Annotated in this window: 26 protein-coding genes; 10 read left to right on the top strand and 16 right to left on the bottom strand. The window is 66.0% G+C overall.

The annotated features are described in order from the left end of the window. Positions 1–8 precede the first annotated feature (8 nt). From ACNO8X_RS03825 to ACNO8X_RS03810, 4 genes are all read left to right on the top strand, one after another. Complete coding sequence (locus ACNO8X_RS03825; RefSeq protein WP_418004227.1) at positions 9–782, top strand: SDR family oxidoreductase; 774 nt, start codon at positions 9–11, stop codon at positions 780–782. Between the two features lie 38 nt (positions 783–820). Further along, positions 821–1,939 carry an alpha/beta hydrolase gene (locus ACNO8X_RS03820; RefSeq protein WP_418004226.1) on the top strand — a complete coding sequence of 373 codons (1,119 nt, stop codon included), beginning with the start codon at positions 821–823 and terminating at the stop codon, positions 1,937–1,939. A 64-nt stretch (positions 1,940–2,003) separates the two neighbouring features. Then, a complete protein-coding gene (locus tag ACNO8X_RS03815) occupies positions 2,004–2,651 on the top strand; it encodes a hypothetical protein (protein WP_418004225.1) in 648 nt (215 codons plus the stop codon). A 15-nt stretch (positions 2,652–2,666) separates the two neighbouring features. Further along, positions 2,667–2,873, top strand: coding sequence for a hypothetical protein (locus ACNO8X_RS03810; RefSeq protein ID WP_418004224.1), 207 nt, complete (start codon positions 2,667–2,669; stop codon positions 2,871–2,873). Here the strand turns inward: ACNO8X_RS03810 and ACNO8X_RS03805 are convergent. From ACNO8X_RS03805 to ACNO8X_RS03765, 9 genes are all read right to left on the bottom strand, one after another. Continuing rightward, positions 2,870–3,850, bottom strand: coding sequence for an amidohydrolase family protein (locus ACNO8X_RS03805; protein ID WP_418004223.1), 981 nt, complete (start codon positions 3,848–3,850; stop codon positions 2,870–2,872). The genes ACNO8X_RS03810 and ACNO8X_RS03805 overlap by 4 nt on opposite strands. A gap of 14 nt (positions 3,851–3,864) precedes the next feature. Further along, positions 3,865–4,968, bottom strand: a complete 1,104-nt coding sequence (locus ACNO8X_RS03800; protein WP_418004222.1) for an MBL fold metallo-hydrolase — start codon at positions 4,966–4,968, stop codon at positions 3,865–3,867. Between the two features lie 51 nt (positions 4,969–5,019). Next, complete coding sequence (locus tag ACNO8X_RS03795; protein WP_418004221.1) at positions 5,020–6,036, bottom strand: glycoside hydrolase family 6 protein; 1,017 nt, start codon at positions 6,034–6,036, stop codon at positions 5,020–5,022. A gap of 274 nt (positions 6,037–6,310) precedes the next feature. Then, on the bottom strand, positions 6,311–6,574 hold the full coding sequence (locus ACNO8X_RS03790; RefSeq protein WP_418004220.1) for a hypothetical protein: 264 nt from the start codon (positions 6,572–6,574) through the stop codon (positions 6,311–6,313). Between the two features lie 11 nt (positions 6,575–6,585). Continuing rightward, entirely contained in the window at positions 6,586–7,080 is a 495-nt protein-coding gene (locus ACNO8X_RS03785; RefSeq protein WP_418004219.1) for a DUF4189 domain-containing protein, read from the bottom strand. Positions 7,081–7,189: 109 nt separating this feature from the next. After that, positions 7,190–9,109 (bottom strand): acyl-CoA dehydrogenase, encoded by a 1,920-nt coding sequence (locus tag ACNO8X_RS03780; protein ID WP_418004218.1) that lies wholly within the window; start codon positions 9,107–9,109, stop codon positions 7,190–7,192. 47 nt (positions 9,110–9,156) lie between these two features. After that, entirely contained in the window at positions 9,157–10,467 is a 1,311-nt protein-coding gene (locus ACNO8X_RS03775; protein WP_418004217.1) for a cytochrome P450, read from the bottom strand. 6 nt (positions 10,468–10,473) lie between these two features. After that, a complete protein-coding gene (locus tag ACNO8X_RS03770) occupies positions 10,474–12,282 on the bottom strand; it encodes a peroxidase family protein (RefSeq protein WP_418004216.1) in 1,809 nt (602 codons plus the stop codon). Between the two features lie 57 nt (positions 12,283–12,339). Next, positions 12,340–12,990 (bottom strand): hypothetical protein, encoded by a 651-nt coding sequence (locus tag ACNO8X_RS03765; RefSeq protein WP_418004215.1) that lies wholly within the window; start codon positions 12,988–12,990, stop codon positions 12,340–12,342. Between the two features lie 259 nt (positions 12,991–13,249). Here ACNO8X_RS03765 and ACNO8X_RS03760 point away from each other — a divergent pair, with 259 nt between their 5' ends. After that, positions 13,250–13,810, top strand: a complete 561-nt coding sequence (locus ACNO8X_RS03760; RefSeq protein ID WP_418004214.1) for a TetR family transcriptional regulator — start codon at positions 13,250–13,252, stop codon at positions 13,808–13,810. Between the two features lie 387 nt (positions 13,811–14,197). Here ACNO8X_RS03760 and ACNO8X_RS03755 read toward each other — a convergent pair whose 3' ends face one another. From ACNO8X_RS03755 to ACNO8X_RS03735, 5 genes are all read right to left on the bottom strand, one after another. Next, positions 14,198–15,109 (bottom strand): AraC family transcriptional regulator, encoded by a 912-nt coding sequence (locus tag ACNO8X_RS03755; protein WP_418004213.1) that lies wholly within the window; start codon positions 15,107–15,109, stop codon positions 14,198–14,200. Between the two features lie 22 nt (positions 15,110–15,131). After that, the gene (locus ACNO8X_RS03750; RefSeq protein WP_418004212.1) at positions 15,132–15,881 is read right to left on the bottom strand and encodes an SDR family oxidoreductase; all 750 of its coding nucleotides are present in this window, start codon (positions 15,879–15,881) and stop codon (positions 15,132–15,134) included. Between the two features lie 275 nt (positions 15,882–16,156). Then, positions 16,157–17,458, bottom strand: coding sequence for a flavin monoamine oxidase family protein (locus ACNO8X_RS03745; protein WP_418004211.1), 1,302 nt, complete (start codon positions 17,456–17,458; stop codon positions 16,157–16,159). A gap of 2 nt (positions 17,459–17,460) precedes the next feature. Then, positions 17,461–18,810, bottom strand: coding sequence for a flavin monoamine oxidase family protein (locus ACNO8X_RS03740; RefSeq protein WP_418004210.1), 1,350 nt, complete (start codon positions 18,808–18,810; stop codon positions 17,461–17,463). 91 nt (positions 18,811–18,901) lie between these two features. Beyond that, positions 18,902–19,516 carry a TetR/AcrR family transcriptional regulator gene (locus ACNO8X_RS03735; protein WP_418004209.1) on the bottom strand — a complete coding sequence of 205 codons (615 nt, stop codon included), beginning with the start codon at positions 19,514–19,516 and terminating at the stop codon, positions 18,902–18,904. A 200-nt stretch (positions 19,517–19,716) separates the two neighbouring features. On the opposite strand from ACNO8X_RS03735, the gene ACNO8X_RS03730 reads away from it, so the two are divergent. Genes ACNO8X_RS03730 through ACNO8X_RS03715 form a run of 4 tightly spaced genes read left to right on the top strand, consistent with a single transcriptional unit; the run spans position 19,717 to position 23,462 of the window. Continuing rightward, a complete protein-coding gene (locus ACNO8X_RS03730) occupies positions 19,717–20,553 on the top strand; it encodes an ABC transporter permease (protein ID WP_418004208.1) in 837 nt (278 codons plus the stop codon). Between the two features lie 10 nt (positions 20,554–20,563). After that, positions 20,564–21,316: an ABC transporter ATP-binding protein gene (locus tag ACNO8X_RS03725; RefSeq protein ID WP_418004207.1), complete on the top strand. Its 753-nt coding sequence runs from the start codon at positions 20,564–20,566 to the stop codon at positions 21,314–21,316. 12 nt (positions 21,317–21,328) lie between these two features. Beyond that, entirely contained in the window at positions 21,329–22,354 is a 1,026-nt protein-coding gene (locus tag ACNO8X_RS03720) for an ABC transporter substrate-binding protein (RefSeq protein WP_418004206.1), read from the top strand. Between the two features lie 10 nt (positions 22,355–22,364). Next, the gene (locus ACNO8X_RS03715; RefSeq protein ID WP_418004205.1) at positions 22,365–23,462 is read left to right on the top strand and encodes an LLM class flavin-dependent oxidoreductase; all 1,098 of its coding nucleotides are present in this window, start codon (positions 22,365–22,367) and stop codon (positions 23,460–23,462) included. Here ACNO8X_RS03715 and ACNO8X_RS03710 read toward each other — a convergent pair. Beyond that, complete coding sequence (locus ACNO8X_RS03710) at positions 23,459–24,346, bottom strand: SCO6745 family protein (protein ID WP_418004204.1); 888 nt, start codon at positions 24,344–24,346, stop codon at positions 23,459–23,461. The two genes, ACNO8X_RS03715 and ACNO8X_RS03710, sit on opposite strands and share 4 nt — an antisense overlap. A 193-nt stretch (positions 24,347–24,539) precedes the next feature. Here ACNO8X_RS03710 and ACNO8X_RS03705 point away from each other — a divergent pair, with 193 nt between their 5' ends. After that, positions 24,540–25,562: a fused (3R)-hydroxyacyl-ACP dehydratase subunits HadA/HadB gene (locus ACNO8X_RS03705; RefSeq protein ID WP_418004203.1), complete on the top strand. Its 1,023-nt coding sequence runs from the start codon at positions 24,540–24,542 to the stop codon at positions 25,560–25,562. Here ACNO8X_RS03705 and ACNO8X_RS03700 read toward each other — a convergent pair. Then, complete coding sequence (locus tag ACNO8X_RS03700) at positions 25,559–26,023, bottom strand: nuclear transport factor 2 family protein (protein WP_418004202.1); 465 nt, start codon at positions 26,021–26,023, stop codon at positions 25,559–25,561. The two genes, ACNO8X_RS03705 and ACNO8X_RS03700, sit on opposite strands and share 4 nt — an antisense overlap. Between the last annotated feature and the right edge of the window lie 118 nt (positions 26,024–26,141).

Below are 26,141 nucleotides of genomic sequence, written 5' to 3'. Positions count from 1 at the left end.
TTGCTGCGATGGCAGATTCGGATAGCTTGTCGGACGTGGTGGCGATCGTCACCGGTGGCTCGCGCGGTCTCGGTGCGTCGATGGCCCGGCACATCGTGGCCGGCGGCGGCAAGGTCGTCATCGCTGACGTCCTCGACGACGAGGGCAAGCAACTGGCCACCGAACTCGGGGACGCGGCCCGGTACGCGCACCTCGACGTCACCGATCGCGCTCAGTGGGACGCCGCCGTCGCACTGACGGTCGCCGAGTTCGGCAAGATCACCGGCCTGGTCAACAACGCGGGCATCTCCACCGGCCAGTTCATCGAGCACGAGCCACTGGATCACTTCCGCACCGTGCTCGACGTCAACCTGGTCGGCGTCTTCAACGGCATCCAGGCCGTCATCGCCCCGATGCGCGCTGCCGGTGGCGGTTCCATTGTCAACATCTCGTCGGCCGCCGGCCTGATGGGCCTGGCTCTGACCGCCGGCTACGGCGCCTCCAAGTGGGCAGTCCGTGGCCTCAGCAAGATCGCCGCTGTCGAACTGGGCACCGACCGGATCCGGGTCAACTCCGTGCATCCCGGAATGACCTACTCGCCGATGACGGCGCAGGTCGGCATCCTGCAGGGCGAGGGCAACTACCCCAACACCCCGATGGGTCGCGTCGGCGAGGCCGACGAGATCGCCGGTGCCGTGACCTATCTGCTCTCCCGCGCCGCCTCGTACGTCACCGGCGCCGAGATCGCGGTCGACGGCGGCTGGACCACCGGCCCCACCGTCAAGTACGTGATGGGTCAATAACCAACAGGCGACCAATCAATCGTCCAATCAAGGAGACAATGGTGTCTGCCCCACTGAGGAACGATGAGTTGCCCGAGCCGCCGATGGTGAGCCGTCCGGAGTGCATGGACATCAACGAGCGCATGGCTGTGGCCCCGCACATCGCCATCGACGAAGCCGTACTCGCCGTCATGCGCCTGCGCCAGCCGAAGCTGCCGACAGCAGCCGCTCCGGAACGGCTCGCCGCCGACTTGGACAAGGCCGCGACCATGTTCAAGAGGCGCGGCTGGGTCTCCAAACCATCGAAGTACCACCGCACTCCGCCGAAATTGAACGACGCCGACGTCCTGCATTGGAGCACCCACAACGGGCCGCTGCGCCACGAGTCGATGTCCTTCGCATCAGAATTCGACGCCCGGTCGTTCGAGCTGGGCGCGGACCGTTGGCCCGGCAATGACCGCAACGACACCGTCACGGTCCGGCTGCTGCGCCGCCCCGACTCCCCCGCGCCGTGGGTCGTCATCCTGCACGGCTTCGGGATGGGTTCGTCACGGTTCGACCTGAACGTGCTCTGGGCCAACTACCTACACCATAAGCTCGGATACAATGTGGCACTTCCGATTTCGCCATTGCACGGCCCCCGACGTGAATCCGCCGACGGGCAGCTGCTGTCGCTGGATCTGACCTCGATGCTGCACGGCATCACCCAGGCGGTATGGGATGTCCGCCGGTTGGTGAGCTGGATTCGCAGCACCACCGATGCCCCGGTGGGCCTCTATGGCGTCTCGCTCGGTGGCTACCTGTCCACTGTGCTGGCCGGCCTGGAACGCTTCGACGCCGTCGCCGCGGCGCTGCCGTTCGCCGATCCGTTGGCGCTGCTGACCCACCACGGCCCGCCCGAGGAGTATCGGGACGTCATCGCATCCGACGATGCCCGGACCGTCTTCCAGGTGGTGTCGCCATTGGCGCTGCCGACAGTCGTCGCGCCTCGGGACCGGACGCTGTTCATCGCCAAGGCGGATCGGCTGATCCCGGTGGAACAGTCTGAGGCACTGGCTGATTCGTGGCATGCCGACTATGTGCGCTGGGTCAACGCCGGGCACGTCGGGTTCACCTGGACCCGCGCGGCGCGCGGAATTCTGGGCCGTCGCTTCCGGGAGTCGCTGGGCACCGCCTAGTCCGGTATCCCGGTCAGCGGCACACACCGCGTCACGACGGTTGACGCAGTAGCGATGATTGATCATGGCGAACTCCGGACCGTTCCCATCCTGGGACTCGTTCCCGAGCTGGGACGCGCTGCCCAACTGGGATGCGTTCAAGCCGCTGGACGCACTGTCGTCGTTCTGGTCATCGACCGCGGGCAGTGCGCTCACCAGCGGGCCGGCCGGGGCCTACAAGAGTCTGTTCGACACGTTGCGAAAGCAGGTCGTCGGTCGCCGGATGACCGTCAAGCTCAAGTCCGGCGAGATGACGCTGACGGTCACCGCGATCGACGCCGATCTCGACATGCGCAGTCTGTCGGTCGGACAACTGGGCGACGTCTCCATCTCGGCGTCCGACATCGTGTGGAACGGATGGCAATTCGACAAGGCCACTGCCGTCCTGCACAACGTGCACATCAAACCCAGCAACACGCCGGTGCTGGTTGCGGCACCGCTCGACCTGACCATCGAAATGTCCACCACGGCGCTCGACAAGATGATCGACAAGGCGTCGTCGCTGCCGGGTCGCGCCGCGCCGCGACTCCTCGGCCAGATCGACGCCGGTGGCGTCGCTCAAATCCGTTGGGCCCGAAAGCCTGACATCGGTCACCTCGAGGTCGACGCGACCATCGACGGGTCGACACTGTTGGTCAAGCCACGGATGGTCGCGCTGCGCAAAGCCCGGTAGCACCTGCCGAACCGCTTGCCCGCCTACCGGATTCAGCTGCCGAAGCTGCCTCGCGAACTCGCGCCGACGTCCGTCAGCTTCAGTCCGGAAACCTTGCAGCTGACCGGCCGGATGCCGGAATGGCGGGTCGAGGTGCCGCGGCGGCGGATCGAAGAGGCCATCAGCCAACTCAACCAGGTGGGCAAGTCGCTCAACCTGAGCTGGATGGGCCGCGCGCTCTAGCCGCCGATTGCCGGGATGCGGTCTCCGAAGAGCCGCAACGCATTCTGATAGCCGACCTGGCGCCGGTCCGCCTCGTCCATCGGATAGGACGCCAGGAAGTTCGCCCCATCGACATTGTCGTCCATCGGGTAGTCCACCGAGAACATGACGCGGTCGGCGCCCATGACCGACAACGTGCACGCCATGGCCGGCGGTGAGAAGTTGCCGCTCGTGGTGAAGTAGAAGTTGTTCCGCAGGTACTCCGACGGCAGCTTCTGCAGGTGGCCGCCCGAGCCGCCCAACCCGTAGTACCGATCGGTGCGGAAAGCGGTGAACGGCAACATCTCTCCGAGATGGCCGAGGATCATCTGCAGGTTCGGGTGGCGGTCGAACAGCCCCGAGTAGATCAGCCGCAGCGCGTGCGTGCCCGCTTCGACGGCGAAGCCCCACGACGCCAGGTGCAGACCCTGGTCGACGTACGGCGCGAACCAGGCGTCCATCACCGCCGGGTGTGGGGTGGTCGGATGCAGATAGAGCGGGACACCGAGCGTCTCGGCGGTGGCGAACAGCGGCTCATAGGCGGGGTCGTCCAGGTAACGGCCGTGGGTGTGGCCGTTGATGAGGGCGCCCACCAGCCCGAGATCGACGACGGCCCTTCGCAATTCGGCCACCGCCGCCGCGGGGTCCTGGGTGGCGAGCGTGGCGAAGCCCCCGAACCGGTCGGGGTACTGGCGCACAGTCTCGGCTAGATCGTCGTTGGCGCGGCGCGCGTAGTCGACGGCGAGCGCGGCGTCGTCGTACTCCTGCACCCCCGGGTCGAACAGCGACAGGATCTGGAAGTCGATGCCGGCGGCGTCCATCTGCTCCAACCGGAGCGGCCCGCGATCGTAGAGCCGGTCAAAGCCGGTGTGGTTGTTGGACTCCAGCCACGTCGCGACCACGTTGCCGTCGCTCGCCGGATTCCAGGCGTAGTGCTCTTCCAGCGCGATCAGATGCATAGGCCGAGGATAGGTCAGAGAGCGAACACTTGGCCGTCGCGCGCGACGGTGATCTTGCCCTGGTAACGGCTGCCGATCGCGTCTCGCCACTTCGAGTCAGGCAGGTCGGTGGGCGAATAGTGGCTCAACACAACATGCTTGGCGCCCGCGGCTGCGGCGACGTCACCGACCTGCTCGGCGGAGGTGTGCGAACGGACCAGATATCCCGGCGGGAACCTGCTGTTGTTACCGCCGTCGGCCAGGCTGAACTGGGCTTCGTGCACCAGGATGTCGGTGCCCTGAGCCAGCGCGATCAGGTTGTCGGACTTGGTCGTGTCGCCCGAGAAGGTCACCGACACAGCAGATTTCACCAGGTCGAACCGGAAGGCGAAGGCCGGGTAGACGTCGTAGTGGCTCACCAAGGTCGCGGTGACCCGCACATTGTCGTCCACCATCACCGAGAAGGGGTCGGTGCGCGGCGACCTGTTCCGGTAGTCCGAGCCGGGCGGCACGACGACTTCGTTCACGTTGACCAGGCTCTGGATGTCGTCGGTGCCCATGTCGCGGATGAAGATGTTGCTGGTGTAGGCGAAAGCCCGGTGCAAGGCATCGGTCATGGCCGCGATCCCCGGCGTGGGGTTGGCCGGTTCGACGGTCGGTGGGTTCGGGTTGCCGACCTCGCTGGACGGCAGACCACCGGCCGGGCCCGGCCCGTACACCGTCACCGCGCCCTTGCCCGGCGACGCGGTGTAGCCGCCGGACAGGAAGAAGCTGTAGTAGTCGACGATGTGATCGGTGTGCAGGTGCGTGATGAAGAGGCTGCGCAGCTGGTCGAATCTCAGGCCCGCATTGGTGAATGCGTTCAAAGAGCCCAAGCCACAGTCGATTTGATAGACGTCGTCACCGATCTTGAGCGCCGACGAGATACCCGTCCGGTTGGGCACCGGCGGCGGACCCGCCTGCACCCCGAGCGTGATCAGTGCGTTCTGCGGCAGCTCACTCCCCCGCGGCTCGGCTGAACTGCCCGCCGACGTCGCCAACGCAGCGCCGCCGAACAGTGCGGACACCGAGGCGGCAATCGCGGTCCGCCGGGAAATCGCGTCGACGCTGTCGGCGCAGTCAGGGCCACACCCATGCATGACGGCAAGGTATCGCCCTTTCGCCGAAACCTCCGTCCCGGCGCGCGGTAATCAGTGCGCCGCGTTGCGAGCCAGGTCGATGGCATACGACCTCACGAAGGTGCCCGCACCGGGCTCCCCACGGCCGCACGACCCGTCGGACTCTCCGACCCGCTTGACCCACAGGTACGCGTCAGCGTGCGCGCCGGCGGTGTCGGTGGTCGGCGCGGCACCCAGTGCACGGCCGTCGGGGTTGCACCAGTACATCGGGTCGCCCTCGGCCGGCCCGGCGCCGTTGCGCGAGGTGTCGATGACGTAGTGCGCGCCGTTGGTCAGTCCGGAGATCGCCTCGCCGTAGCCGATTTCCTCACCGGTGGTGAAGTAGTTCGTCGTGTTGAGGCTGAAACCACGCGCCTTCGCGACACCGACGTCGTTGAGCCGCGAGGCCATCGTCTCGGCGCTCACCCAGCGCGAGTGTCCGGCGTCGATGTAGACCGCCGCAGCCGGGTCGCGGGTCAGGGTTTCGACCGCGTAGCGGATCAGGTCGAAACGCTCCTGACGCTGACCGGCGGACAGGCAGTCGGCCATGGCGAGGGCGTCGGGTTCGACGATGATCGCCGCGGGCGAGCCACCCAGGCCTGCCGCGACGCTGTCGATCCACGCCCGGTAGCTGTCGGCCGACCCGAAGCCGCCTGCGGCGTAACTGCCACAGTCGCGGTGCGGGATGGCGTAGAGGACCAGCACGGGAGTGGCGCCCGCGGCGTTCGCGGCGCCGGTCAGCCCGGCGACGGTGCCACCGACGGTTGAGGCGGGAAACGCCTGGTCCAACCAGTACGCCTGAGGCGTGTTCGCGATGGCGGTGAGCTCGGCGCTGGGCGGGTCCGCGTGATCCGCGGCCAGCTTGGCCTTCGAGATCGGGTCCGCGTAGAAGGGCCGGCCGGCCAGCGGGTTGCTGTCGTCGACCAGGCGGATCGCCGGGGCGTCGGCGCGCGGAGCCGGATCGAGGGACAGGCCCACGCTCGCGACGGCGGCAACAGCGAGGAAAGGAGCAGTCCAGCGGGCAACAACGCCAACAGCTGAGGAGATCACCTCAAGGAAAATAGTTCGAGTTGGTCAATAAGCGCCAATCGGGGGCCAAAGTTGGTGTGCGAGTGATCGATGTGGCGACTTGCCACGCCTACTCGCCTGGAGGTGGCCGGCAACCGGAGCGCCCTGACCTACGTCAAGCCGACGACGCTCGATGACCTCGGCCGGTATGTCGGCGCGACCCCATCACTCCCGATCTGCGGTCGTCAGCTTTCCTTGACGTCAAAGAAAGCTGACGGCTCCCGACGAAACGCGTCGAGGGAGAGCTGCGCTCGACCTAGCGGTGCCCGCCGCCGCCACCCCAGTGGTTGATCACGCCCGCGCCGGGATACAGGTACCACTCGTCGTCGCCGAACGGGAACTCGTCATCGCTCGCGATGACCGACGGCGACGCGGCCGGCACCGACGTTGGGCCACTGATTTCACCGCCCTGACAGACGGTCACCGATGGGTCGCAGATATCGGCCTGCGCGGCCGGGGCGACAAGGATGCCCGCCGCCAGGCCTGCCGCCGCGAAGAGCGTCGCCTTCTTCAGATCCATGGCAGGTCCTTTCACCGTCCGCAATCCGTATTGGACGAAGCTACCGCCCCACGTCGGAGTTTGTGAGCTGCTGCTCGTGTCAGTGCTCCGTGCCGAGCGAGCAGAACGACAGGACGACAGTGGCACCGAACGACGTCGACAACCGGGCCTTCGTCTCCGCCTCCTTCTGCGTCTGAGCCACGCCCGTGCCCCACATGAGGGCTGTGGTTGAACGGGTTGGGACTCGTCGCGAGTGCGGCACATTCGTTGTCGCCCCACACCACGATCCGGCAGTCGGTACCGCCCTTGTTGAGGCAGTACCCCACCGCGTCGAACTTGGCCTGGTTCGCGTCCAACAGGCTCTGCGTGTAGCCCCACTGCCCCGTCGCCGGTGAGAACGCGATCGCGAGGTACCTGTTGACTCCGGCACTTGCCGGGCTCGCCGCGCCGAGCGCGCCGGCGATGGCGCCGGCGGCGACGAGGGCAGCGGCGGCGGCTGAGCGGCGACGGACGGATACAACGGTCATGGCGTTCTCCTTGGCTGGTCGGCGCCCTCGTGGGCTCCGTTCATTACCTAGGAGTGCGCAGCCACCGCCAGGGGGACACTTTTTTCGGAACGACTGTCACGTTCGCCGCTCAGATGTCCGGGATGCGCTCCGGATGCAGCATCTCGGCGTAGCGCAATTGCTCGGGAATCCCGAACCCGTCGACCAGCACTTCGGCGTAGGGCCGCAGCTTGCGGCAGCGGTCGTTGATCGCGGCGGTGACGGCCTTCGCCCGGTCCATGGACAGGAAGCGGTGCTCGATGTACCAGGCCTTGTCCTCTTCGATCGCCGACAGCGCATACAGATCGCAGACGAGGCCGAAGATCTCGCGAGCCTCAGGATCCGCGCATGCGTCGATGCCGGCAGCGAAGGACTCGAACACGATGCGGTCGATGTGCGCCGACGCCGCATGCAGCACGTGGTCCTGCACGGAGTTGAACGCCTCGAACGGGCTCATCTCCTTGGAGTTTGCCTGCAAACGACGAGCGACTGTCGACAGCAGGTAGTCGGCCCGGTCCTCGAACATCTTCGCCTGGGTGCCGCGGTTGAAGAGGCTGCCCTCTTCCTCATTGTCCTGCCGGGTGTCGAGCAGGCTCTGCAGGATGGTCTCGGTACCGGCGCTCCGGCGCACGCGCTCACGGGCCGTACTGGTGGCGAACTTCACCCACTCGAACGGGCTCATACCCTTGATGTCGTCGGCGTACTCGGTGAGCAGATGCTTGGCTACCAACTGCGTCAAGACGTGGTTGTCGCCTTCGAAGGTGGTGAACACGTCCGTGTCGGCCTTCAACGCGATCAGCCGATTCTCGGCCAGATAACCCGCGCCGCCGCAGGCTTCGCGGCACTCCTGGATGGCGTGGGTGGCATGCCACGTCGCGGCCGCCTTGAGTCCCGCGGCCCGTGCCTCCAGTTCGCGCTGTACCTCGCCGTCGGGTTCGGCGACCGCATTCAGATCGTGCAGGTCGGACACCAACTCGTTCTGGGCGAACTGCAGCGCGTACGACTTGGCGATCAACGGCAGCAGTCGACGCTGGTGCACGAGGTAGTCCATGATGAGGACTTCGTCGTCGGTCTTCGGCGCCTCGAACTGCCTGCGCTGCAACGCATACCGGGTAGCGATGTCCAGTGCGACGCGGGCGGCGGCCGCGGCGCTCCCGCCCACCGTCACCCGGCCGCGGATCAACGTGCCGAGCATGGTGAAGAACCGCCGGTTCGGATTGTCGATCGGCGAGGTGTACGTCCCGTCCTCGGCGACGTCGCCGTAGCGGTTGAGCAGGTTCTCCCGCGGGATCCGCACATGATCGAACTGGATGCGGCCGTTGTCGACCCCGGGCAGCCCGCCCTTGTAGTGACAGTCCGAGGTCCGGATACCGGGTAGGTCGTTGCCGTACTCATCACGCAGCGGCACCATGAAGCAATGCACGCCCTGGCTCTCGCCACCGGTGATCAGCTGCGCGAAAACCGCTGACACCTGGGCAGATTCGGCGGCACCGCCGATGTAGTCCTTGCGCGCGGTGGGGGTCGGGGAATCGATGACGAACTCTCGAGTGGCCGGATCGTACGTGGCGGTGGTCTCCAGGGACTGCACGTCACTGCCGTGCCCGGTCTCCGTCATGCCGAAACAGCCGACCAGATCCAGATCGATGGCCTTGCGCACGTACGCCTCGTGATGGCGTTCCGTGCCCAGATTGTCGATCGCGCCGCCGAACAGGCCCCACTGCACCCCGGCCTTGACCATCAGCGACAGGTCGCTCATGGCGAGCATCTCGATGCGGGCAATGGTGGCACCCGCATCGCCATTGCCGCCATGGCCCTTGGCGAAGGCATCCTCGGCGGCGCCGCGCGACGCCATGTACTTCATCTGTTCGGTGACCTTGGCTCGGGCCACCGCGGTGTCCGGGGTGTAGTGCGGCTTGAACAGGTCTACGGAAAGCTCTTGCCGAATACGGTCTTTCACCTCGCGCCAACGCCCGTCGAGGGCGTAGCGGAGATGTTCGGCGGTCGTCGTCACAAGGGTCCCCTCCATGGCACGGTCGCGTTGACGACCGAATGGTCCATCTAGCGTTCGATGCTGATGCCGTACAGATCGATACTGTGCGGCAGTGACTTCTGCGGGTTCAGCGTAGCCCCGCGCAGCACCGGAGTGGTCCCCTTCAACACGTGCGCCAGGAAGGCCTGCCCGAGGAACACCGACAGGCCGGCGCCCGGGCAGCCCTGCGGGCCGTGGCTCAAGAAGTTGTATGACCAGTCGCTTCCCGCGTCCCCACTGACCCACTCACCCGGCGAGAACCGGTCGGCGTACGGGATCCGGTCCCGGTTCCGGTGGTTGAAGACGTTGTAGATGAGCACCTGCTTCCCTTCGGGCAGCACTGCACCGCTGGGGAATTCGATGTCCCGGGTCGCGACGCGGCCGAACAACCCCGTCGTCGGCCACAGCCTCATGGTGTCGAGCAGGCACCCGCCGAGGTACTTCAGCGAGGCGATGCCCTGCCCCGACGCGATGTCGGCCGACTCCAGTTCCGCCCGCACCTCGCGCAGATGCTCGGGGTGGGTGGACAGCACCGCGAGCGCCCGGAAAGCGTTGGCCGCCAGGGTGTCCCCCATCGCGAACAGCCAGTGGATCACTTGGCTCGCGGGACTCGCGGTCTCGGGCGGGGTGGTCTCCGCGATGAGCGCGGCCAGGCTGTTTGGCTCCGGGTTCTGCAGATAGGACTCGATGTGCGACAGGAACTCCGGATATCCCGCCGCCGGCTCGCCGGGCATGCCGTTGCCCGCCGACATCAGTTCGCTGAGCTGGGAGGTGAGCCGGGTGTCGTCGGCGGCTTTGTCCCCGAAGACCACACACCGGGTCAGGCGCTGGAATGCGGCATTCCAGTCCGACCACTTCAGCGCCCCGGACTCAAGGCCCGCCACCGTCTGCGTGACCTTCTCGACGAACGCCTGCGCCAGTCGGTGCACTGGGTGCCCGGTGTCCAGGACTGCTTCGGCGAACCGGCGGCGGTCCTCCCACGGCTGACCGCGGGAGATGGTCAGCGCATCCGGCTGGAACGCCGCCATGCCCTCCCGTTTGGGCTTGGGGTCGGAGGCGAAGGGATCGGGCGATCCACCCAGCACGAACTCCAGATCATCAGGGTGGTGCACCAGCAGCGCCTCGTCGGCGACGACCCGGACGTAGAACGGGCCGGGGCCGTAACTGCGCACCATGCCTTCGACCAGCTGGTATCCCAGATAGTCCGAACTCAGCCCAGATGCGATACGCGTCGGCAACTCTCGCTTGTTGAACAGTCCCAGAAGGACATTCGGCACACCGATCTGGGCGGTGAACCGAACACCTTCGACGATGGATGCGTGCGGGAAATCCTCGGCCATTGTTCGTCAGCCCCAGGGCAGGTAGGCGCGGACGGAGTCGGCCAGCTGCACCACCGGGTTCTTCTTCCCCGGCACCGGTGCACCAAGCTTCGGCCACGGCGCGAACACCCGCTCGACGTCGCCGATCACCGGATCCAGCTCCGGGTAGTGCCGCAGCATGACGTCCTTCATCGTGTTGTTGTTCACCCAGTCGAACCCGACCTGGGTGTACACCTCGGGCTTGAAGTCGTTGGTGAAGAAGCGGTCGCTCTTGAGTCGGCGTGACGCCATCAGGATGAAGATGCGGAAAGCGGTGTCCGAGAAGCCGAATCCCTTCGGCGGCTGCTCGGCCTGCATGCCGATCTGCAGGTCGACGGCGTCGACGTCGCCGTTGTAGACCTCGTTGATCTCCCGCGCCCACTGCTTGTTCGGGGTGATGTCGTCGACGGTCTTGCGGCGCGGCATCCGCAGCGCTTCACGGAAGTCGTTGTAGCGCGGCACACCTCGCTCGCGGTCGCGCACGATGTCGAGGGTCGCGAGGTCGGTGACCTGACCGTCGACGCGCTTGAGGTTGCGCAGCGCGTTCGGGTAGTTGTGTAGGCACACAGCACCGGCGCTGGCCAGGCCGAACGAGTACCACATGTCGCCCATCTGGATTTTGTCCATGAAGTCACGCGTGTAGCTGCCCTGCAGCTGGGTGAATTCCGCCTTGACCAGGTGCTCACCGGACTCCAATGAGAAGAAGTTCCAGTCGTCCGGGATCAGCGGGTGCATCCGGTAGACCGAGACGAACTCCTCGGTCAGCGAGAACGGCGCCCCATGGTGATCGGTCGGCGAGCCGATGATGCCCGAGATCGCCTCGTTGTCGCTGATCCGGCCGAACTTCTCCTGGAACGTCTCCCCCAGTGCGCCATACCAGTTCGCGCTCATGCCGATCTGCAACGCGGGGTGGCGCAGCACGCACGGTGTCCACTCCACGGTGTGGATCTTGGCGATCAGCGCAGAGACGACGAGCACACCGATCTCGAAGAGGCGCTGGTCATCGAAGCTCGGATAGGCCTTCTTCAGCGCGTCACAGACGGCGTTGTGCTCGCGCGCGAACATGGTGTGCAGCAGGCCGGTGCCGACCCAGTAGTTCTCTTTCATACCGGTCAGGTCGATACCCGGAATGTCGCTCTCGGGCAGGCGGCCGTTCGGGTCGACCTTGACCTTGCCGTCGACGAAGGTCCGGACCTCCGACTGGCGTTCCTTGCCACTGCCGTAGACCTGGGAGCCGTCCCACCAGTGCGTCTCCGCGTTGGCGAAAACCGGTGCAGGACAACCATCCGCGATCTCGCCGCGCAACGGGATGGTGCACCGGATCTTCATCGGGTTCTCGGGGAACTGGTCGTCGGCGCTCAGCGGGATGTCGATGGTCTTGTCGGGCACACCGTCGCCGTGGAAGAACCAGTTGTGGTTCTCGAACTGCAGCCACGCGGCGGCGAGGGCATTGATGATGCCGGCGGGCTTGAAGTCGTCGCGGGCCATGAGCTTGCGGCTGATGACGCGCGGGTCCGGCTTGAGAAGTCGCTTGACGTCGGTGACGGTCATCGACAGCGGCACGTTGCGCCCGAAGCCGGTGCCCTTGGCACCCATATGCGGATCTTGAAGATCGTTCCAGGTGCCGTCGGGCTGACGGGCGCGGCGCACCTCGTCGTTGGGCTGTCCCAGGTCGTCGGACGGCCGCATGCCGTACGCCTCGTACAGGTTGTGCTCGCGCAGCTCGTCGCGGGTCTTCGCCAGCGCGTTCAGCTGCAGCAGGAGAGAGGGGTACTCGTGCCACTGGGACGGAATCATGTTGTTGCCGTTTCTCTTTCGAAGTTTGCTTGTGGTCGTCGGATGATCTGGGGTCCGTCAGCGAGGCGTGCGCAGCGCAAAATATCCAATCTTGCTGTACCGGTCGGAGCCGGTGTTGAACAGAATCTTGCCGAGGTAGACGCCGGGTACCAGCTCCACCAGTTCGTCGCGAATGCTGCGGATCACCAGGCGCGGGTTGGATTCCACGTTGGCGTAGTCGATGACCATCACCTGGCGGTCGGGGTCGTCCTTGCCGGCCTCGACGTACGTGGCGAAATCGAAAGCGAGTTTGCCGGATTCGGCGTCACGCATCGAGTACAGCGGCCACAACAATTTGCCGACCAGGCCGGTGCTGCGGGTCAGCCGGTTGTCTCCGGTACCGCTGTCGGAGTCGAAGCGTTTGCCTTGCCACGGCATCCACAAGGCCGTGACAGCCCGGGTCACGGTGTCGAGAGCCGGGTTCGTTGTCGTCATCACCAGGATGCCCTCCGTCGGGCCGTCCAGATCGACCGGCGGCGTCCCCAGCCGGAAAAGGTCGTTGAGCTGCGCTTCGGCTGCGTCCGCGTCGTTATCGGCCAACGTGGACAGCTCGACGATCCAGCTCCATGCCGAGTCAACTGCCCCCGATTGACCCTCCGCCGCCGATTTCCGCAACCACGCCAACCTGTCGTCCGCAGCGGAACTCGCGGCGGTTTCTTGTTCGCTCATCGGCACCATTTCCGTTGAATTTCGAGCACCCGCGGAGCATGATAGTGACCTGCGCCACTCTTCGGGGGCATTTCAAGACGATCGTCCAAACTTTGCCGCCGAGTGCAGAAGTGCCTGCTCAGAGGAATAGACTTAGAATTTCCCGTCAGTTCACTGCCACCTCATCTGCCACTGGAGCCCTGTGGATACCGCTTCGAGCCGCGTTGCTGGCCGACTGACGGGTCCGCGCGGGCAAAAGTTCGCTGCACGCCGTCAGGCGTTGGCCACTCAGGCCACCAGTGGGCTTGCTGAACTGGGTTTCGCGCGGGCCAGCATGCGCGAGCTCGCCCAGCATTGCGCGATATCGCTCGGCGTTCTGCACTACTACTTCGACGACAAAGACGACCTCGTCATGTGCTGCGTGCGGCAATACAAGGACCACTTCATCGACCGCTACAGCTCCATCGTCATCGACGGTGGTTCCGGCCCTGAGCTCAAGACCCGGATCAGTACCGCGCTGAGCAACTCACTGCGCGAGTCGGCCGTGATGCACCGACTCTGGTACGACCTGCGCACCCAAGCGCTGTTCGACGATCGCTTCGCCTTGAGCATCAACGAGATCGACGACAGCCTCGCCGCGCTCACCTGGAAAGCGGTTACCGCCTACGCGCGGCTGACCGGAAGTTCGGTCATCGTGACGCCTGCCATCGTCTATGCGACGGCCGACGGCCTCTTCCACCGCGCATTGCGCGACCTGATCACGGGAGACACCGGGGCCCCGCAGCGACTCGCGCACGAAATCGAGTCGGCGCTCGACGATTTCGTCGGCCCCACGCGCTAGGCACCGAACGCCGAGCGGCCAGTTGCCGCACGCTTTTGCAGCAGATGTGTGTGCTATCTGGCCAGTCGTGGACGGCGGCATCCGTCCCTGATCGAATACCGAGCCATATCGTAGGCGGAGACAAAGATCAGTCCGCGGCGCGATGCCTGCGGCCGCGTGCGTTCGTAGCGTCGATGACATGACACAGGCACACGTCCCAACTCTCGGACATCAGCTGCGGGGCTGGATCGCACGAATCATTGTTGAAGCCTCGTGGTCCCGAACCCGGGTCCCACGAAGACCACGACAACATGAGTACTACCCGCCCTCACTGGTCGGGTTGCTCGGTGACGCTGCGATGGAGCGCGAAATGTACCGTCTCTGAAGCTTTTTCGATGAAGATCGGCGCTACCCGACATCGCGTTTTGCCCGCCGAGCGAACTCGGCCGGCGAACACCCCACCACCCGCGTGAAAGCCGCACTGAAGGCGCTCGCCGAGCCGTAACCAACCTGTCCTGCCACGGCAGACAGCGATGGCTTCCCGCCCAACATCAGTTCTTTGGCCCGCACGACCCGCCACTCCGTGACGTACTGCATGGGCGGCATCCCGACCGCGCGGGAGAACCGCTCGGCGAAGACGGCCCGGGACATCCCCGCGGTGCGCGCGAGCTTCTCGACCGTCCATTGCTCGGCCAGGTCGGCGTGGATCGCCCGCAGGACGCGGGCCAGTGCCGGATCTGCCAGTCCCCCAAGCAATCCCCGCTCCACGGCACCGTGTTCGGTCTCGAATCGCCAGGCCTCGATGAGCAGCACCTCCACCAGGCGCTCCAAGATGAGGTCCCGGCACCGGTTTCGCTCGCCGGCCTCTTCGGAGATCAGTTCCACCATGCGACCGAGCCGGGCGGCGCCTGGATCGTCCCGGCGAATCAGGATCGCGGCCGGCAACAGCTGCACGATCAGTGCGGCATTCGCCCGGTCGAATTGGAAGTATCCGCCCAGCATCCGCATCGTCGGCGCACCGTCACCGTAGGCGACATCACCGTCGACGTCGAGCGGCGTGTCCGTCGGTGGCAGGTCCGGATCGCTGGCCAGTACAAAACTCGGTGTCTCCGGCAGGAGTAGAAAATCGCCCGCATGCAGCTCGACGGCGTCGCCGTCCTCCGGAATGAACCAGCAAGTCCCGTCGAGGATCAGAGAGAAGGACGGATCGGCGTACCGCGGCTTGCGGATGCTCCATTGCCCGCCACCCGCCACGATCTTCGATCGCACCGCGCGTGGCTGCAACACTGCGATGGTGAAATCAAGCGGGTCCGTTGCCATTTCGACACGGTACTCGCGACACTCAATGGGCCTGTGCGGCGACCAGTGCCAGCGCATCCGGGCCCGCCGCGAACCGGAGTTGGCCCGACGTATCGGTCGCGGCCGCGTAGACGACCTCGGCGACGTCGGACGCCGTTGTGAACACGTCGATATCCCCGAAAGCGGCCATGACCGGTGCCGCGAAATCCTCGTACTCCGGCGGCAGCAAACCGTCCATCCGGGACGCGCCATTGGCCGTGAAATTGGTACCCGGCCCGTAGCCCGGTTCGACAAGTTTGGCTGCCACACCGAAGAATTCGAGCTCCAGTGCCAGCGAGCCGGTGAAGCCCTCGATCGCCGCCTTGCTCGCGGTGTACACCGCAGCGAGCGGCATCGGGGCCAACGTCGTACTGGAGGTCACATTCACGATGACACCTGACCGCCGCTCGCGGAACTGCGGAACAACCGCCTGCGTCATCGCAATGACACCAAAGGTGTTGGTTTCGAACACCTCCCGAGTTGTCCCCATCGGCGTCGCCTCGAACGCACCCACCACCCCGACGCCGGCGTTGTTCACCAGCACATCGATCGGGCCGGCCGCCGCGATGGCATCGACGATGCTCTGCGAGTCCGTCACGTCGAGCGCCAGCGCCCGAATGCGGTCCGAGTCTGGCAACAATTCGGGCCGTGGGGTTCTCATGGTCGCGACGACGTTCCAGCCCTGCGCGTGGAAGTGGCGCGCGATCTCCAGCCCGTAGCCCGACGAACAACCCGTGATCAACACTGTCTTCATAGGTCAAAACATAGATACGCTACACGCGACGATCAATGCGCTTTCGTCTGGGATTCATGCGTGATCGTCTTGGTTGTCTATCTGGCCGGCCGTGGTCAACTGCGCAGAGGTGAAAGGCATCGGCAAGCAGTGATCGCACGGGCGTGAGGGCTAGACATTCGCTCCCGGGTACTACGCCGAGTGTGCAGCTTTTGTATGTGGATTCGTGAATATCGACCGATACCTGCACATTCGGCAGAGCACCGGCTGGCGGGCACACCAACCCACCACATCACTCACGCCAACGCCGCGACAATCTCCTCCGCGACGCGGCCACCCGATTCGATCGCACCTTCGATGTAGCCGGCGTGTTCGGCGGCCGTCTCTGTGCCCGCCCAGTGAATCCTCCCGGTGGGAGCGGAGGCCACGGGGTAGAACCCCTCGCTGGTGCCCGGAGCGGGCAGCGCCGAATACCCGCCACCGGCGAATACATCTTGGTGCCAGGACTTTTCGTGCCAGCTTGCCGGTTTCTCCACCTCGTCGCCCAGGTGTTGAGCCAGCTGGCGCAGCAGCAGTGCACGCCGGCAGTCGGTATCGAGGTCATCGAGAGCGCGGGCCCGCGGTCCGCCGACCAATATGCAGAGATGTCCGGGCCCCTCGGGCGGCGAGGTGTCGAAGACCGCGACGTTGGGCTGCCCGAGCAGCACGCATTCTGCATCGCCACGTGCCCGCCAGAACGGGGTGTCGTAGACCGCGACGGCCTTGTACACCGTCCCCATGACGGTGTTGCGCTGCAAGTCGATCCGCTCGGGCGGCAGCGGCGGTTCGAAGGCGATGTGCTTCATCATCGGCGGCGGTACCGAGACGATGACTTTCTGCGCCCCCACCACGCCGGCACTGGTGTCGAGCACTGCCCCGTCAGCGGTCTGACGGATCGCTGTCACGCGACATCCGGTCCGCACGCGCGCACCGAGTTCGGCGGCGAGTCGCTCCGCGAGAGTCCCCGCGCCCTCTGTCACCAGTGAATCCTGAGCGCCACCTCGGGATTTCATCATGGTGTGCAGTCCACCCTGATAGCGGATCAGCTCGAGAAACGCCCGCACCGAGATTTGCTCAGGGCCTGCGCACGACGTGATCTCCACCAGGACACCGAGCAGTCGACGCGCCCGGTCAGATGGAATCTTGCTCAGCCACGACTGCACGGTCGCGGTATTCCACCGGCCCGCCAACGGCATCCGACTGAGTAGTTCAGCGCCAACCAACGCCGCATTGGCCACGAGCATCGCTGGCGAGGTCGGCGAGACGGTCTGTGAGCCGTCGAAAATCGCGGGGGCCTTCGGCGTATGCATGTGGAAGCGAGCCGCACCGAGCTCGTCCGCGAGTTTTTCGAACCGGTGGTGACCGTCGCCGATCCACTGGCCGCCGAGGTCGAGTCTCGTGCCGAGAGCGGATGTTTCGGCCAGTGTCCGCCCACCGACCCGATCCGCGGCTTCGAGCACCAGCACCTCGATGCCCTGCCGGTGCAGGTCGCGCGCGGCGATCAGTCCGGACATGCCGGCGCCGACAATCGCCACTGTGGTCTGCTGAGATTCGCTCATGGTCAGGCCCTTTCAGCCAGGATGGCGCCGGCGGCGCGGTAGCCGGAACGAATCGCGCCGTCCATGTAGCCATTCCAGACGTCGGAGGTCTCGGCGCCCGCCCAGTGAATGCGGCCGACGGGCGCCGCCACCGCCTTGCCGTACTGTGTCCACACCCCCGACCCCAGTCGGCCGCCATAACAACCACGCGTAAATTCCTCTGCGGTCCAATCCTGTTCGAGCACGTCGAACGGTTCGGCCGCTTGCGGTCCGAAGTACTTCACCAGATTCCGGATGACGATGTCCCGCCGTTCCGCCGCGGTGAGCTCCGCGGCCCGCCGGGCGTGTGCGCCTTCGAGGAAGCCGACCAGCACGCCGCAGGATCCGTCGGCCGGTGAGTTGTCGAGCACGACGTTGAACTCGTCGTCGAGGCTCATGACGAAGCCAGACAGACCGGCCTCGCGCCAGAACGGCGTCGGATAACCGACGTTCATCTTGATGACCGAGCCCGCCGGGAACTGCTGAGTGAGTGCATCCCGCGCCGCCGGCAGCGGTGGGCTGTAGCGCAGCCGCCCGGCCAGAGTCTGCGGCACGGCGACCACGGCATAGTCCGCAGCAATCTGTCCACCGTCATAGGTGACGGTGACCCCGGCGGCGTCCTGGGCGATACCGCTGACAAACGTGTTGAGCCACAAGCTATCTCCGAGTTCGGTCGCCATACGCTCGGAGAGCTGATGAGTGCCGCCGACAACGCGGGACTCCTGCGCGCCGCCCGTGGTCGAGATGAGCACTTCGAGGCTCGTCCCGGATTTGACGTAGAACAGGAAGTGCAGGAGCGACAGTTCAGGCGACTCGGCGGAGAACAGCGCGGGAACGACCAGGCGGAAGAACCGCAACGCCAACGCATCGGTGGTCTGCCCGACCAGCCATTGATCCAGCGTCTGGCGGTCCAGGTCTGTCGCACCGGCGGTGGTCCACGGCGAGCCGGTGTCCACGCTTTGCGCGAGCTGTTCGATCTCCATCCAGAGCCGCCCGACCTCAGCGAGGGTCTCCGGCGGCAGGCCGAACGTCTCGTCGGCGTAGCGGTGGTTCTTCCCGTCGTAGACGGTGATCGCGTCGCCCTCGTCGTACGACGCGAAGGTCTCCAGCCCCAGCTCATCGATCAGGGCCAGCACCGCATCCTGCGTCGGCCCAACCCACTGGCCGCCCATCTCGACCGGCACTCCGTTGCTGAGGGTGCCGCCGAGGTTGCGGCCCGCCACGCGACCGCGCGCTTCGAGCACCACCACGGTCTTTCCGGCCTGGGTGAGCTTGCGCGCGGCGCTCAGCCCAGCCAGTCCGGCTCCCACGATGACGACGTCGACACGGTCCATGGCGTTCTCCTGACGCTTACCCAATTCCAAGTCATACAACTGACTGACTTCGACGATAAGGCACATCTCCGCTGGCGGCAAGGCCGACCAATCAGGCTGACGAGACCGGCCGCACCGCGGCGGCCGCGAGGATCATGGTGATCAACGTGTCGAGATCCTCCTCGGCGCGCGCCGGATCGGGATCGACGACGTACTGCACGATCAGTCCGTCGATCCCCGCGAGGACGGTCCGCGCGATACTCCGGTAGCCGATTGCCACCGTCTCCTGCGCCCGCGCGGCAGCCTGCTCGCACCAATGAGCCACGACGTCGACATACCGCTCGTACTGCCAGCGCGCCAGGTCTTCGAGCCCGGGCGTGCGCAGCGCCTGGACCACCAGCTCGAACTGGACCAACTGCAAGTTGTTGTGGCCGACGACCAGCCTGTCCCAGAACCCGCGGATACCTTGCCGGACAGCATGTTCCAGACCACTGTCGAGATCGGCCGAGGTACGCAGAACCTCCGCAATCTCCTCGACCACGTCCTCGATCACCGCCCGCAGGAGCTTCTGCTTCGTCGGGAAGACGTGTTGCAGTGTGCCCAACGGGATTTGCGCCTCATCGGCCACCGCACGCATGGTCGTCCGGGCGACGCCATCACGAACCAGCACGTCACGCGCGGCGGCAATGATCTGCCTGCCCCGGACGGCTGACTCGACGTAGACCACCTGCGGAACCCCTCGATCGATTCAATTGACAGGCGTGAGACTACGCGCCCTGCATCCACCGACGGCACGACCGCCAGGTGGAGGCCCGCCGTTCCCGTGAAATCAGAGCGACCCTAAATCTTCACGTCCCGCGGCCGGCCTCCTACGTTCGGTGTCACGGCGTACCCGCCTGACCAACTGCCGTCGACGTGAGGAGCGTGATGACCACCCGCGAGGCCCCGGTGGCCGGCGCGGCCCCCGGTACCGAACCTGCAGCGGTGCAGGCGGTTTCCTGGCGGGGCCGCGTCCGTGCACGGCGCTGGGAAATCATCCGCTGGCTGTCACCGCTGGCGATCCTCATCCTGTGGCAGGCCGGCAGCGCCTGGAGCCTCATCGATCCTGCGATCCTGCCGGCTCCTCAGACCATCGCGGAAGCCGGCATCGAGCTGATCGGGAACGGTCAGCTCGCCGAAGCACTACGTATATCCGGCATCCGCGCCGCCGAAGGCCTGCTCCTCGGCGGAGTCATCGGCGCCGCCCTCGGCGCTCTCGTGGGCTTCTCGAAGTGGGCCGATGCCACAGTCGATCCGACGATGCAGATGATCCGCGCGCTGCCCCACCTCGGCTTGATCCCGCTCTTCATCCTCTGGTTCGGCATCGGCGAACTGCCGAAGGTGCTCATGGTCGCGTTGGGCGCGGCATTCCCGCTCTACCTCAATACCTCCTCGGCGATTCGCCAGGTCGACCCGAAGCTCTTCGAAACCGCTGCAGTACTCGGCTTTTCACCGTTACAGCGGCTGCGGACCGTCGTCATCCCGAGCGCCGCGCCCCAGGTCCTGGTCGGATTGCGGCAGTCGTTGGCCATCTCGTGGCTCACGCTCATCGTCGCGGAACAGATCAACGCCGACTCGGGCGTCGGCTACCTCATCAACAACGCGCGCGACTTCCTCCGCATCGACGTCATCATCTTCGGTCTCGTCGTCTACGCGCTACTCGGCATCATCACCGACGCATTGGTGCGAATCCTGGAGCGCCGCGCCTTGCGCTATCGAGTCTGAAAGGCACGCCATGACAACACTTTACGAAGTTCCTGTGGAGACGCCCGCGGTATCCGAGCCGCCCGCGGCGGTGCTGCGATCGGTATCGAAGTGGTACGGCGGCAATCGGGTGCTCGATGACGTCGATCTCCAGGTGAAACGCGGCGAGATCGTCGCGCTGGTCGGGCGCAGCGGTTCGGGCAAATCGACGATTCTGCGCGTCCTTTCGGGCCTGGCCGGGGATTTTCAGGGCGAGCGCGAGGTGCAGGGTGCGCCGGCCGTCGCCTTCCAGGAGCCGCGACTGTTCCCGTGGCGGTCCGTTCGTGACAACGTGCGCTACGGTCTGACACGGGCCAAATTGTCTCGCGGCGAAGCACTTTCACGAGCCGATCAGGCCCTGGACGAGGTGGGGCTGGCCGACAAAGCGCAATCCTGGCCGCTGACCCTGTCGGGTGGGCAGGCGCAACGGGTGTCACTGGCCCGCGCGCTGGCCGCGGAGCCACAACTGCTGCTGCTAGACGAGCCATTCGGTGCGCTCGACGCACTGACCCGGCTCTCCATGCACCGCCTCCTGCTGAACCTCTGGCGCCAGCACAACTTCGGGGTACTGCTGGTCACGCACGACGTGGACGAAGCCATTGCCCTCGCCGACACCATCGTGGTGCTCGAGCAGGGGCGGGTGGCGCACACCCTGCACATCGACAACCCCCGCCAGCCCCCTGGCGTGCGGGACCCACGCACCGACGACCACCGGGCCGAGCTGCTGACGCAACTCGGTGTCTGACAGGAGAAGACTGTGACGCGTTCACGAATATCGCTGCTGGTATCCGTTCTGGCCGCCGGCGCACTGCTCACTGCCTGCGTTTCCAGCCGCGACACCAAAGACGAACTGGCGGTGCCCCAAACGGTTCCGGTATCGGACCTGTCGGGACTGACGCTCCAGGTGGGCGATCAGAAGGGCGGTACCGAAGCGCTGCTGCGTGCTGCCGGAGAGCTCGACAATGTGCCCTACAAGGTCCAGTTCTCGACGTTCACCTCCGGGCCGCCTCAAGTTGAGGCAGCCACCGCAGGCAAGATCGACTTCGCCGTCACCGGGAACACGCCACCAGTCTTCGGAGCCGCGGCGGGCGCGAAAATTCGTGTCGTAGCCGCATATTCGAACGATGCGGGCGGCGACCAGATCCTCATCCACGCCGACTCGCCCGTCCACTCGGTGGCCGAACTCCGCGGAAAGAAAGTCGTTGTCGGTAAGGGCAGCTCCGCGCACGGTCATCTGCTGCTCCAACTCAAGAAAGCCGGCCTGACGGTCAAGGACATTCAATTGGTATTCCTGCAGCCGGCCGACGCCTTCACCGCGCTGAGCCAGGGGCAGGCCGATGCCTGGGCTATCTGGGATCCGTACACTGCCCTCGCCCAGAACCAGCTCAAGGTGCGCACCCTGGTGACCGCCCAAGGCGTCACCAATGGCTATGGATTCGGCATCGCTTCGGTGGCCGCCCTGCAGGACGCCAAACGCAACAGCGCGTTGGCCGACATCGTTCAACGAGTTGCCCGGGCTTCGCGCTGGGCCAAGGACCACCCTGACCAGTGGTACCAAAAGTACGCTGCCGCAATCGGAATCGACCCACAGGTGGCCCGCGTCGCGCAGTCACGCAGCCTGCGCCTGGCCATCCCCATCAACGACGCGGTGATCGCGTCCGAGCAGCAGCTGGCCGACGTGTTCGAACAGTCCGGACAGATCGAGCACAAGCCCACCTTTTCGCACTTCGTCGACAGCCGTTTCGGCGACCAGTTGTCGCAGTTCTGGAACACCGAGAAATAGGAGAATCACCTTGTCTGCCAAGTTCTTCTGGTTCCTGCCCACCAACGGTGACAGCCGCTCGATCGTCGGCGCGTCGCACGCGTCGTCGCACCACACAGTCCCTGCCGGATACCGAAAGCCCAGCCTGCGCTATCTGGGCGAAGTGGCCCGGGCCGCCGACCGACTCGGCTTCGAAGGGGTGCTGACCCCCACCGGGACCTGGTGTGAGGACGCCTGGTTGACGTCCGCTGCACTGCTCGAACAGACCGACCGACTCAAGTTCCTGGTCGCCTTCCGGCCCGGCTTGGTGCCGCCCACCCTGGCCGCCCAGCAGGCGGCGACCTTCCAGCGATTCTCGGAGGGCCGGCTGCTGCTCAACATCGTCAGCGGCGGCGACGACGTCGAGCAGCGCCGATTCGGTGATTGGCTCAGCCACGACCAGCGGTATGAACGCACCGGAGAGTTCCTCGAGATCGTGCGCGACGTCTGGCGCGGCCAGCCCGTCGACTACCGCGGCCGGCACTACTCCGTGACCGATGCCCGGGTCTCCGAACCGCCGAACCCGTTGCCGCAGCTCTACTTCGGCGGCTCGTCGCCGGCAGCGCTGCCCATCGCCGCCGAGCACGTCGACGTCTACTTGACCTGGGGCGAACCGCCGGCCGCGGCGGCCGCCAAGATCGCGCAGGTACGTGAACTGGCCAAGGCCCGCGGACGCACCCTGCGATTCGGCATCCGGCTGCACACCATCACCCGCGACACCTCCGAGGCCGCCTGGGCCGTGGCCAATTCCCTACTCGCGGAGTTGACGCCCGACCAGATCGCCAAAGCCACTGCCCTGCACGCCAATTCTGAATCCGAAGGGCAGCGGCGAATGACGGCGCTGCACGGCGGACGGCTCGACCACCTCGAGGTCTACCCCAACCTCTGGGCCGGTGTCGGTTTGGTCCGCGGCGGCGCCGGCACCGCACTCGTCGGGAGCCACGAGGAGGTGGCCTCGCTGATCTCCGAGTACCACGACCTCGGATTCGACGAGTTCATCCTCTCCGGCTATCCGCACCTCGAAGAGGCCTACTGGTTCGCCGAAGGTGTGCTGCCGCTGCTGCGCAAGCGCGGCGCCCTGGCTGCCTAGCCGAGGCGTGCGCTGGGATCGTCGAGATCGCTGTGCTGCAGCGCCATCGGGGTGATCACCGGCAGGTCCCCGCCGGCGACCACCTGCCGGGCGATCGGAGTGAGCGCCTGGAACAGGGTCTCGACCTCGTCGTCGCTGAGCACGTCGAGCGTCGGCAGTGCGGCGGCGTCGGTGCGGTGCTCGATGTCGCCCTTGAGGGCACGTCCGTCGTCGGTGAGTGATCCGTCGGCCGTCAACAGACCGCGCTCGGCCAGCTGTGCGGTCACCTCAGCCCACTCGGCCTCGTCGTAGTCGCGGGTGGTGATGACCTTGTCCTTGGTGGTCCGCCCCGCGGCGACGTGCAGCACATTCGATTCGCGGCCGGTGATCCCGGCAGCCACCAGAGCCGCCACATGGGCGTCACCCCGTTGTTCACGCAGCAGAGTCGCCGCGTGCCACAGCGCGGCGACCGGCTCATCGGGCCAGGGCACGGCGGACAGCGCGGCGAACAGCGGCCTGCCGTCGACCGCGGCGTCGCGGGCAACGCGGCCGAGCAAGTCGGCGGCGGTGCGCAGGTTGTCGTCAGCGGTGAGGCCGTATCGGCTCAACGCGGCGACGGCTCCCGTTTCCCTGGCTGCGAGCGCCTGCTGAGGCGTGGCGACGTCCCACGCGCCGGCCAGCGACTTCGCGACGCGGTGGGAGGCGAAGTTGTAGAAGATCGCCGTAACGACCTGCGGAGGCACCGGCCCCAGCGGTGCCGATCGGGTGACGAAGTACCCGCTCCAGAAGCTGCGATAGCCGAGGTCGACAGCGGCAGCCCGCGACTCGGGCGCGAAGTAGGTGATCGCGTGCACGGGTTCGAATCGCTCGAACAACCGACGGGCCAAAGTGGGTGTGCGGGCCATGCTGCCAGTCAAGCACGGACCCGCCGGCACCCGCGAAGAGCCACGGGTGTCCCGCGAATCGCGTGGTTTTCCGCACAATTGTGCATGTTCGGCGCAGGTAGACGGCGGATCGACGTGTGTTGTCGGCACCTCGCCACGTAGTGTGCTTTGGTCGGCCTCAGCGAACATGCCGATAGAAAAGTTGGGCACAGTTATGACGACAGCAGCAGAAGCGTCGCCGCTCGAAGCGCGGATCGGCCATCACTACCAGATGGATGGCACCTATCTGGTCGGCCGCGAGAAGCTCCGGGAGTACGCACGCGCGGTGCAGGACTACCACCCCGCGCACTGGGACGTCGCTGCTGCCAATGAGCTCGGCTACGCGGATGTCATCGCCCCCATCACGTTCACCTCGACCCCCGGCATGAAGTGCAACCGGCGGATGTTCGAGACGATCGTCGTCGGCTACGACACCTACCTGCAGACCGAAGAGGTCTTCGAGCAGCACCGCCCGATCGTTGCGGGCGATGAACTGGTCATCGACGTCGAGCTGACATCGGTGCGCCGGACCGCGGGCCGCGACTTCATCACCGTGACCAACACCTTCACCGACACCAAGGGCGAGCGGGTCCACACCCTGCACACCACCGTCGTCGGCGTGACCGCCGAAGATGTCGACGCCGACATCAAGGCAGCCGCGCAGAAGGCCATGATGCACGACATGAACATCCTCGATATCGGCAGCGAGGCGTACCACAAGACGGTGCGCCCCGAGGGCGAGGTCCGGATCGCCGAGGACTCGGCGCGCACGCCCGGCACGTTGTCGTTCGATGACCTGGCCGTCGGCGATGAGCTGCCCAGCAGCCATTTGCGGTTGTCCATCGGCGACCTGGTGAACTACGCCGGAGTGGCAGGCGACGCGAACCCGATTCACTGGGACAAAGAGCTGGCCCAACTGGCCGGTCTGCCCGATGTGATCGCCCACGGCATGCTCACCATGGGTCTGGGCGGCGGATACGCGTCGGCGTGGTCCGGCGACCCCGGCGCCGTCACCCGCTACACGGTGCGGCTGTCCGCGCCCGCGGTCGTGCCCGCCACCGAAGGCTGCGATATCGAGTTCACCGGCAAGATCAAGTCGCTGGACCCGGCGACCCGCACCGGTGTCGTCATCGTCGGCGCCAAGTCGGGCGGCAAGAAGATCTTCGGCCTCGCCACCATGGACGTCCGCTTCCGCTAAGGCTGCGCGAACAGCACCGCCGGATTGCCCGACATCGCCGACCACCGGCTGATCCGGTTGACGATGCGCCAGCCTTCGGGCCGGCGAGTCCAGGTGTCGGTGTACTCACCGTTGGTGTCGAAGGTATCGGCCGCGAGCGGCCCGAGGCCCTGATGGCGGGCCTGCACATACGCCCGGGTCACGGCAGTGTCGTCGTCGCGCACCTCGACCTGGATAGACCCGATGAGATGCTGTGTGCCACCGCAGTTTTCGAGGCACCGGCGGAACGTGTCCACCAACGCCGGCAGTCCTGACTGCTGCCCCTGATCTCCGTAGTCGAACGTCACGTCGTCGGCGAAGACCTGCGACACCTCCGACCACCGCTTGCCGTCGACCAGGCGCGCGAAAGTGCCCAGACCCGTCCGCAACTCCTCGGCGTCCACCAGCCGTTGCACGGCAACCGGCAGTACGTCTCCTGACACCTGGCTCTCCTCGCGTTGGTGCCCGGCATCTTATTGGCGGGCGAATGCCGGCTCCCCCTTTCGTACCGCAAGACAGAACAACGGCAGGAAACCCTTGTCCCGTCGCTCGATTTTGAGG

Origin of the sequence: Mycobacterium sp. PDNC021 (assembly GCF_048282635.1) — a bacterium.
GTDB lineage: Bacteria > Actinomycetota > Actinomycetes > Mycobacteriales > Mycobacteriaceae > Mycobacterium > Mycobacterium llatzerense.
This window is presented reverse-complemented; position numbering and strand designations above follow the sequence as displayed.

Bases quoted from the DNA above. Each gene is read 5' to 3' on its own strand.
- ACNO8X_RS03825 (WP_418004227.1), top strand. From the start codon at position 9: ATGGCAGATTCGGATAGCTTGTCGGACGTGGTGGCGATCGTCACCGGT.
- ACNO8X_RS03820 (WP_418004226.1), top strand. From the start codon at position 821: ATGGTGTCTGCCCCACTGAGGAACGATGAGTTGCCCGAGCCGCCGATG.
- ACNO8X_RS03815 (WP_418004225.1), top strand. From the start codon at position 2,004: ATGGCGAACTCCGGACCGTTCCCATCCTGGGACTCGTTCCCGAGCTGG.
- ACNO8X_RS03805 (WP_418004223.1), bottom strand. From the start codon at position 3,850: ATGCATCTGATCGCGCTGGAAGAGCACTACGCCTGGAATCCGGCGAGC.
- ACNO8X_RS03800 (WP_418004222.1), bottom strand. From the start codon at position 4,968: ATGCATGGGTGTGGCCCTGACTGCGCCGACAGCGTCGACGCGATTTCC.
- ACNO8X_RS03790 (WP_418004220.1), bottom strand. From the start codon at position 6,574: ATGGATCTGAAGAAGGCGACGCTCTTCGCGGCGGCAGGCCTGGCGGCG.
- ACNO8X_RS03785 (WP_418004219.1), bottom strand. From the start codon at position 7,080: ATGACCGTTGTATCCGTCCGTCGCCGCTCAGCCGCCGCCGCTGCCCTC.
- ACNO8X_RS03775 (WP_418004217.1), bottom strand. From the start codon at position 10,467: ATGGCCGAGGATTTCCCGCACGCATCCATCGTCGAAGGTGTTCGGTTC.
- ACNO8X_RS03770 (WP_418004216.1), bottom strand. From the start codon at position 12,282: ATGATTCCGTCCCAGTGGCACGAGTACCCCTCTCTCCTGCTGCAGCTG.
- ACNO8X_RS03765 (WP_418004215.1), bottom strand. From the start codon at position 12,990: ATGAGCGAACAAGAAACCGCCGCGAGTTCCGCTGCGGACGACAGGTTG.
- ACNO8X_RS03755 (WP_418004213.1), bottom strand. From the start codon at position 15,109: ATGGCAACGGACCCGCTTGATTTCACCATCGCAGTGTTGCAGCCACGC.
- ACNO8X_RS03750 (WP_418004212.1), bottom strand. From the start codon at position 15,881: ATGAAGACAGTGTTGATCACGGGTTGTTCGTCGGGCTACGGGCTGGAG.
- ACNO8X_RS03745 (WP_418004211.1), bottom strand. From the start codon at position 17,458: ATGAGCGAATCTCAGCAGACCACAGTGGCGATTGTCGGCGCCGGCATG.
- ACNO8X_RS03740 (WP_418004210.1), bottom strand. From the start codon at position 18,810: ATGGACCGTGTCGACGTCGTCATCGTGGGAGCCGGACTGGCTGGGCTG.
- ACNO8X_RS03730 (WP_418004208.1), top strand. From the start codon at position 19,717: ATGACCACCCGCGAGGCCCCGGTGGCCGGCGCGGCCCCCGGTACCGAA.
- ACNO8X_RS03725 (WP_418004207.1), top strand. From the start codon at position 20,564: ATGACAACACTTTACGAAGTTCCTGTGGAGACGCCCGCGGTATCCGAG.
- ACNO8X_RS03710 (WP_418004204.1), bottom strand. From the start codon at position 24,346: ATGGCCCGCACACCCACTTTGGCCCGTCGGTTGTTCGAGCGATTCGAA.
- ACNO8X_RS03705 (WP_418004203.1), top strand. From the start codon at position 24,540: ATGACGACAGCAGCAGAAGCGTCGCCGCTCGAAGCGCGGATCGGCCAT.